This window comes from Methanospirillum sp. (assembly GCF_035560735.1).
Taxonomy (GTDB): domain Archaea; phylum Halobacteriota; class Methanomicrobia; order Methanomicrobiales; family Methanospirillaceae; genus Methanospirillum.
In genome coordinates this window covers 1-6,664 of sequence record NZ_DATMYY010000008.1, presented here as the reverse complement: position 1 = coordinate 6,664, position 6,664 = coordinate 1, and the positions used below count along the sequence as shown (strand labels likewise).

Sequence of the window (6,664 nt, the reverse complement as noted above, 5' to 3'; positions counted from 1 at the left end):
AGAATGCATAACGACCGTCACTACTCATCAATGGCTTGGTTCCGGTAAGGGTGGTTATGGAATTTTCAGTTTTTGCTCCACCATCAAACAGTTAATCTCGTGTCAGAAATTCTTTTGTAAAGAAAAAAGATTGGTTATTGTGTACTTGCCGGTGTTGTAAGTTTCTCTCTGAGTTCTGATCCAAACAACGGGCTTTGAAGTTCAGGTCTTGCCATCATTGTTTTAATATACTCTTGTTTTGCAGATTCAAATTGTGCATCGCTCATGCCTGCTTTTTTCTGATTCATAAAACTCCTCAGATCATAGAATGCATAACGACCGTCACTACTCATCAATGGCTTGGTTCCGGTAAGGGTGGTTATGGAATTTTCAGTTTTTGCTCCACCATCTGCATATCCATATCCATCAACAAGAAGGCCAGTAAAGCCGGTTGCATAAAGGTGGCCCATCATATCCTCAGGGTTTGAAGCACAAACTGCAGTTTGCCAGTTGTCCCAGAATCTCCCTTTCATCGTTGGATAACTCCATTTCAGGGTATGGGTGTGTAGATACGGCTTAAGGCTGTCCAGTCCTTTGATCTTACCCGGAGGGTTAGAGTTTGGAAATCCGCCTATGTCAGGGAGAATAAATATTGATGATCCTGCTGGCATCTCTGCTTCGATCTGTGCAAAGTAATCTGCCTGCATCTGAAACTCCTTTTCGCGGTCAGATCCGGGAGTAAGGGCGTATCCTGCAGGAACCTGATCAAAAATTCCGAATGTTAGAAGAACAAGAAGCAGAATGAGGAAGACAGGACAAAAGAGTGGTTTTGTCCTGTATTGTTCAAAAAGCAGTTGGAGAAATACTAATACTACCAGTATTGCAAAGAAGGCGATATAGAGGCTGATGCGATTATATGAGTGTATTTCAGGAAAAACCTGAGCAATAATCGCAGATATCCCGCCGATAGTTCCTATGAGTATCGATGCGAAGGTAAGCAGGGATAGATGATCCACAAGAGGAGCCTTCTTGTTGAGACGAGCCTGAATATAAGGGAATCCTCTGATAAAGATCCAGCCAAGCAGGATAATTAGACCAATGCTTCCTATAATTCCAAGTGAGACACTGACATTTTCATTTACAAGAGGTCTATATAGTGTATATTTCTGTGCTATATCGGCAAGGAATGGTATCCGGTGCCCCTGGGCCGGGAGGAACAACTGAATCAGTTTTAATCCCCATGTTTCGGATTCAAATGCATACCGGTATGACATCACGAAAGATGGTCCGTTGAAAAGTCCATATATGAGGGATGGAAGTTTGTTGAGAAGGATACCTGCAACAAGAATGATGCCTGCTATTGCCCCATTAAGAAAATCGGATCTCTGAAACGTTCTTGAGTATGCCCAGAGGACAGCGACTGCGAGGAGTAGCAGCCCAAAGTATCCATAATACGAATGAGTTGAAGTGATGAGAAGAATTACTGCAGCGATAAGACCCTTATGCGTAAGAGTAAATCCTGACAACAACCTGGTCTTTCCCTTACGATAGAACAGGGTTTCATTCTGACATATCCAGAGAATTACCAGCACCATCAGAGGCACCATGTAATACGAAACCAGGTTGTAGTGAATGATTCTGAAAAAGTGGTAGTAAAGGAATGAAAAAATCAGACCGCCAAAAACCGCGATAGGATATGCAATTTTGAGTTGTCTGAATACATACAGCGAACATAGTGCAGTCAGGAAAAAACCTAGAATGTAGTATAGATTCATTACTACAGCATAATTGCCTGAAAAGAGACTGATGATCTTCATTATCAGGAGGTCGAGGTTACTCCCGATTGCATAATCATACATCTCTAGGGTACCTGGTGCCCCGGTCATTGGATTTTCGAGCCACCAGCCATTTTCGATGGTTGTTTTTACGAGAAGATTGTATTCAAGTCCATCACCATCATAGGTGTATGGAACATCAAGTCGTGCTCCATTCATCAGTCCTAGAGTCCAAATGAGGTAAATTGCACATAAAATGATCAGGATTGATGACCAGATAATCTGTGTGCGTGTAATAGAAGACAGGGGATTATTTTTCACGTGTTTCCCACCGTATTAAAAGAATTGTTTGCCCTAGCCTTTCATATAGCCTTTGATCTGCCAGGCATCTTCTCAAATATAATCAACCGTTCTCTGATTAATAAATATTAGATAGATATCATCTGATACAGACAGGGTGCAGGGTTCTCAGCTTCGCCTTGCAGTCATCACAGAGCCACGTTTTTTTGTGATCCAGGTCATCAAGGCATCCAGGGTTTGCCATAACACATCGCTCATCTGCACAGTGTTCAAGATCAAGAAGGTGCCCAATTTCATGTGCCCCTTCAGTGATAATCCGATTGCATAATGCTTTGTCGTCGGCTGGTAGATCCCAGAACTCATTTCTTAATCGAGCTGCTGATACAACTGCTGAACCTGTTCTGGGGCGTGCAAGTCCGAAGATATATCGTGATGCCGGCTTGAAGATGTCATCACTGATTACCAACAGCAGTGGCGATTCAATATTATTTCTTCGTTTATAGGTATCAATACAGGAAAGGATTGCGGTAGCATCAAACTGATGTCTGTTGATAGAAAAACCATTGTAGAGTAAAGGATTGGTAAATACCTGCACTGGAATATCCAGGACCTGAGAAATAGTGCGTGCCACCGGGATCTCAAGACCCTGCGGTGCTCCCCGATCCCAGAATATTTGGATATCCATTCCCAATACTCTGAGCAATGAGTGGGTATAAACATATTGAGACGCTTATTGCCCGGTTTATTGCTGGAAGATACCACTCTGTGCTGGAGATTGGGACTGGACATAATATCCATGCTGCCGAATTAATTCAGCGCTCCGGGGTATTGGTAACTTGTAGCGACCTCACAATTCCCAAGGGATTTCATCTTGTTCCCTATGTAATTTTTGATGTCTGTACGCCAGATAAGAAATTTTCTTCTGTTGATTGTATACTTGCTATACGGCCGATAGAAGAGATGATGTCATCACTTATTTTGTTTGCAAAACAGTGTGATGCCGACCTTCTGGTGTATCATCTTGGGTTTGAAGGATACTCCCATCCTCACCAGATTATCAACTGCGGAGTTTCTCTTTGCCAATATGTTACCCACCAAAATTGAACAGAGTTGACTGTGATCGATTCTTCTCTGCTTTGCTACTTTTCTCATCTGGATTTTTCTCTATTTCTTGTTTCTCCTGATAATTTGTGGATGGTGACTCGTTTTTGACTTCTATAGATGGAGAAATAGATGGAGAAGGAAGGGATTTTTGCTTTTCCGTGGCTTTTCTGGCTTTTTGTGTTGCCTTTGCCTCTTCTTTCTCCCGCTTTTTAAGTTCCTTTTCAGCCTCTTTTTTGCGGTCTTCGATCTTCTTTATTATTGTTTTAGCGATATCAGAATCCTGAATTAGGAGATCAAGTTGATCCACATCAAGTGAGAACTCTTCGGCATAATCTTCTGCATTGTGCTGAGCGAGAAGAGAGATTGGCATCAAGTACCCGCTTCGTACTGTACCTGCAGCCATATGCATTGTCCTCCCAAGCCGGGAAAGGAGTTGTTCACGCGCTGACTTCTGCCTTTTTGCCGTGGACATTCTTCTCCAACGGTCTGGTGGCATGATCTTCATGAAACCTCCGGTTCCCAAAGTAGCATCATTTACACCGAGAAGCATTGTTGCCGTAGCGTACCGCCAGAGGGTATAATATTGGGTTTTATAGGTTCTACCCAGGTACTCATCTGCCCTTGATACTGCCCGGTAAGCTTTGCATATTGCACCCTGATCCTTCATGAGTCCAATATTTCCTTCAATCCATTGCAGTTCTGTGTCTGGTGTTTCGTCTACTTCAAATGCAATATCATTCAGGGGTCGTGTGGGATTTTTATGAAGAGTAGCAGCTACTAGATCAAATATTGTGGATCTATTGTCTTTACGTGAGGTTGATAGGTCATCAGACAGAAGTTCTGATCGACCTATGGTTGCGGCATAGAGCATAGTGACAGCAGACCTGATGTCACCGCCTGATCTGTCAGAAATATCATTCAATGCAGAAATATCGCATGTAATGCCTTCTTCGATACAGATTTCTTTCAGCCTCGGTGTAATAGTCCTTGCCTGAGCAGCCCTGAATTGGACTTTTGTGCATAATGTTCTGATTGCAGCGTCAAGGCCGTAGAGATCGTTGGCGATAAGAATAATTGGTTGACTTGCTTTTTTGATGACATCAACAATAGCTCTTGCGCCTCCCCGGTCTGCGTTTCCCTGCAGGTTATCAGCCTCGTCAAGAAGAACTAGTTTTCTACCTGATCCGAGCAAGGAGCCAGTACTTGCACTTGTCCCTGCAACTCGCTCAATAACCGATTTCGTCCGCTGGTCACTTGCATTCAACTCAACTACATCCCAGTTCATGTCGGTGGCAAGTGCGTTAGCTGCTGATGTCTTTCCGATTCCAGGTTTCCCATATAGGAGGAGAGGATCAGAGTCAGTGGTCCAGTTCTGCGCCCAGGTAAGCATCTGCCGTATGGATTCTTTATTTCCTACCAGGTCAGTTAGATGCCTAGGACGATATTTCTCTGCCCAGTCCATTCCTGATCCATTCAGCATGGCACCAGATAAATCGCTCCACACCGTGATTGGTATCCTGCATATTTGTCAAGTTTCATATTTACCATATCAACCATATCCTGAAGAAACATGCTAGTATCAGACAGTTTATGTCAGATGAGACAGAAACGGGAAAGAGAGCTTAGATGCCATGGGAGAGCACACCTGTTCCACCGAACTGATTGCTAAAGCGGTTAGGGAGTATGAAGGCGTCAGACGGAAGAGTGAGATCGGGGCGATTGTAAATGATCTGAAACTTGACTGTCCTGGTGTTATTGCTTCATTTGGAGAAGATGCGGCAGTAATTCAAAATAATGGGGATGCCCTTCTCCTCGCTGCAGACGGTATCTGGAGTAAGCTTATGGATGCGGATCCATATTGGGCTGGCTATTGTGCCGTTCTAGTAAATATTCATGATATCGCTGCAATGGGTGGTCGTCCCCTGGCAATGGTAGATGTCTTTTCAATATCATCAGGATCAATTCGTGATGCAGTTATTGCCGGAATGCGTGATGCATCTGCCCAGTTTGGTGTCCCGATAGTTGGAGGTCATCTTCATCCTGAAACACCATATAGTGTCATCGATATTGCAATTCTTGGAGTGGCACCGATAAATGGCATCATCTATAGCAGCACTGCACAGGCTGGAGACCTGATCGTTGTAGCAATCGACCTGGAAGGAAGGGTTCACCCCTCATGTGCTTTGAACTGGGATAGTGCCACGCTCAGAACTGCTGAAGAAGTCAGAGCACAGATCCATGTACTTGAGGAACTTGGAACCAGGCAACTCGTGACTGCAGGGAAGGACATCTCAAACCCTGGCATTATCGGAACACTTGGAATGCTTCTTGAAGTATCTGGAATGGGAGGAAGGGTAGATCTATCTGCAATTCCACGTCCCGATGAATGTCACAATATTCCATTTGAACAATGGGTTCGAATGTATCCTGGGATGGGCTTTGTGCTAACATTGAGGGAAAAGCATCGTGAAGAGGTTAGTGCCCTCTTTTCTGCAGTCGGAATGACCGCACAGGTCATCGGCGAAGTGAATGATTCAAAAGTTCTTCGAATTGTATATAATGATGAGGATACCAGCGTGTTTGATTTTACCAGTGATAATGGTATTACAAATCTGGGTGCTGAGGAGCGATGCCCCAGGATCTCATAGGTATCGGTGTTTCTTCTGATCCGGAACGGGTTATTCGAAGTATTATAAATTGTAATTTTTCTGACAGGGTTGTATGTTATACTGATCCTGACATTGCCATACAATTTTCTTTTCCTTGTCTGGTAAGAACAACTGACCAGCCTGGAGAAAAACTTGTATCTGATCTTGAAACGGGTCAGATTTCTGCTGCAGTCAGAGGTACCCTTCCTGCCACTCAAACTCTCTCAGCACTTAAACTTGCATATGGTGTCAGGGAACTTGAAAGGATTGTGCTTCTTGAATCTGCACAGGGGAAACAATTTTTCCTTGCCCCGGTTGGCATTGATGAAGGGTGGACCGTCAGCCAGAAGATCTCACTCATAAAAAGAGGGAATAAGATAGCTATTGGAGCCGGTCTCTCAGAGAAGGTAGGTGTTCTTTCTGGTGGACGTCTTGGTGATGCAGGAAGGCATCCTGCTGTTGATCGGAGCATGGCAGACGCTGAACTCGTTTCACGACTAACCGGGGCCATGCATTATGAGATCCTTATCGAAGATGCCATCGCAGAATGTGGACTTATCATAGCTCCTGATGGGATAACTGGGAATTTAATCTTCAGAACGTTGCTCTTTGCAGGGAATGGTGTTTCACATGGGGCACCCGTTGTAAATATCGGAGGTATTTTCGTGGATACCTCGCGCGTCAACCCAGATTACTCGAATGCTCTAAATCTGGCGGCATCTATGAATTATAAGCAATTCTCCTGAAACCCTGATATTTAGGGTTATTTGTAGAAATTTAATTTTATTCGTCCGATTCGCAATCATCAGGTAAGATGGTGATGAAAATTAAAAACCTTTTGATTACAAAGCCTAAAAG

At 43.8% G+C, this 6,664-nt stretch carries 6 protein-coding genes; 3 read left to right on the top strand and 3 right to left on the bottom strand.

Annotated features, from left to right (window positions below):
• Positions 1-134: 134 nt before the first annotated feature.
• On the bottom strand, positions 135-1,973 hold the full coding sequence (locus VN429_RS00215; protein WP_325628505.1) for a hypothetical protein: 1,839 nt from the start codon (positions 1,971-1,973) through the stop codon (positions 135-137).
• Between the two features lie 220 nt (positions 1,974-2,193).
• Positions 2,194-2,739, bottom strand: coding sequence for an archaemetzincin family Zn-dependent metalloprotease (locus VN429_RS00210; protein ID WP_325628503.1), 546 nt, complete (start codon positions 2,737-2,739; stop codon positions 2,194-2,196).
• A 17-nt stretch (positions 2,740-2,756) separates the two neighbouring features.
• Here VN429_RS00210 and VN429_RS00205 point away from each other — a divergent pair, with 17 nt between their 5' ends.
• Complete coding sequence (locus VN429_RS00205) at positions 2,757-3,158, top strand: UPF0146 family protein (RefSeq protein ID WP_325628501.1); 402 nt, start codon at positions 2,757-2,759, stop codon at positions 3,156-3,158.
• Here the strand turns inward: VN429_RS00205 and VN429_RS00200 are convergent.
• Positions 3,142-4,638 (bottom strand): replication factor C large subunit, encoded by a 1,497-nt coding sequence (locus VN429_RS00200; protein WP_325628499.1) that lies wholly within the window; start codon positions 4,636-4,638, stop codon positions 3,142-3,144. The genes VN429_RS00205 and VN429_RS00200 overlap by 17 nt on opposite strands.
• Positions 4,639-4,789: 151 nt before the next feature.
• Between VN429_RS00200 and VN429_RS00195 the strand changes: the two genes are divergently transcribed.
• Positions 4,790-5,806 (top strand): methanogenesis marker 2 protein, encoded by a 1,017-nt coding sequence (locus tag VN429_RS00195; protein ID WP_325628497.1) that lies wholly within the window; start codon positions 4,790-4,792, stop codon positions 5,804-5,806.
• Positions 5,788-6,552: a methanogenesis marker protein Mmp4/MtxX gene (mtxX, locus tag VN429_RS00190; protein WP_325628495.1), complete on the top strand. Its 765-nt coding sequence runs from the start codon at positions 5,788-5,790 to the stop codon at positions 6,550-6,552. The genes VN429_RS00195 and mtxX overlap by 19 nt, the downstream gene beginning before the upstream one ends.
• Positions 6,553-6,664: the final 112 nt, after the last annotated feature.